The sequence below is a fragment of the Streptomyces sp. CBMA123 genome, from assembly GCF_014596465.1.
In the GTDB taxonomy this organism is placed as follows: Bacteria; Actinomycetota; Actinomycetes; order Streptomycetales; family Streptomycetaceae; genus Kitasatospora.
The window spans coordinates 1-776 of sequence record NZ_MECK01000528.1; the positions used below are offsets into that span (position 1 = coordinate 1).

The 776-nt window shown below is 78.5% G+C and carries 1 protein-coding gene; it reads right to left on the reverse strand.

The window, feature by feature from the left end; translation table 11 throughout:
* Positions 1-752: iron-sulfur protein (locus BG452_RS35910; protein ID WP_188308527.1), on the reverse strand; the 752-nt coding region annotated here is incomplete at its 3' end.
* Positions 753-776 lie beyond the last annotated feature (24 nt).

A 776-nucleotide genomic window follows, 5' to 3' on the forward strand; every position in this document is an offset into this window, starting at 1 on the left:
TTGCCGAGTGCCGGCGGTGCCGGCGGTGTGGACGGCCCCCCGGGGGCCAGCAGTGCGGACAGTTCGGCGCGCGCCCGCTCCTGCTCCCCGAGCAGCCCGCCCGCGTGGCAGAGCCCCTCCACCACCGCGTCGGTGGCCATCGCCCACAGCACCCGGGGCCCGCGCCGCGTCTCCGGCCCGAAGGCGGCCAGCACCGGTGCGAGGAACTCGCCCAGCGCGTACCGCAGTTCGGCGGCCAGTGCGTCCTCGTCCGGCGCCGTACGGGCCTCCGGCGAGCCGGCCGCCGGGTCGTCCGGCAGGCAGGCGAAGGCCTCCGGGCGCACCGTCAGCTCCATCGAGCCGGGGCCGCGCCGCACCGAGACGTCGCCGGGGCCCAGCAGCGGGACGCGCCGCTCCAGGAACCAGGGCAGGGTGAACAGCAGTGAGACCGGCCAGACGAAGCGGTGCAGTCCGAAGCCGGCCGCCACGTCCGGGCGTAGCGGCTGCCCGTAGCGGGCGAGGCCCTGGCGGGCGTCGTGGGCGATCAGTTCGCGCACCGCCGCCGGGTCGGTGGTGAGGTCGGCGACCGGGAGCCAGCCGTCGCCGCGGCGGGGTGGGGCGCAGCGCACGCTCAGGATCGGGGTCAGCGCGGTGAGCCGGTGGTACGACGGCGTGCCGGGGGCGGGGGAATCCGGCGCGTGGGTGCGGTCGTGCGCCTCGGTGGTGCGGGGGGCGCACGGCGCTGGGCCGGGCCGGGTGCTGCTCGCGGTCATGGGCGGGCCCCATCGGGTCGACCG